Genomic DNA, 390 nt, shown 5'->3' with positions numbered 1-390 from the left:
CTCGATCCGCGGTGCGTTCATGGCCGCGCTCTTCGTCGGCATCATCGACACGATGGGACGCGCCTTCCTGCCCGACCTGCTGCGCAAGGTCCTGAGCGGGGCGGCCGCTTCGACCGCGGCGCCGGCGCTGTCCTCGATGCTGATCTACCTCCTGATGGCCATCATCCTCGTATTGCGGCCCGAGGGGCTGTTCCCGGCGGCCAAACGATGATGCCCAAGCTCAACGCCTCCAATGCGGTCGCGGCGCTGCTGTGCGCCGCCCTGCTCCTGCTGCCGGCCTATTCGGCCGTCACCGGCAACATCTTCATCCTCACGCTGTTCACCCGCATCGTGATCTTCGCGCTGGCCGCGGCGAGCCTCAATCTGATCATGGGCTATGGCGGCATGATG

At 66.4% G+C, this 390-nt stretch carries 2 pseudogenes; both read left to right on the top strand.

Features of this window, described 5'->3' with window-relative positions:
• A pseudogene (locus GO615_RS28420) lies at positions 1-211 on the top strand (branched-chain amino acid ABC transporter permease); the annotation flags it as partial.
• Positions 208-390 (top strand): annotated as a pseudogene (locus GO615_RS28415) (hypothetical protein); the annotation flags it as partial. The pseudogenes GO615_RS28420 and GO615_RS28415, both read left to right, overlap by 4 nt.

This window comes from Aromatoleum evansii, assembly GCF_012910805.1.
Taxonomy (GTDB): Bacteria; Pseudomonadota; Gammaproteobacteria; order Burkholderiales; family Rhodocyclaceae; genus Aromatoleum; species Aromatoleum evansii.
This window is presented reverse-complemented; position numbering and strand designations above follow the sequence as displayed.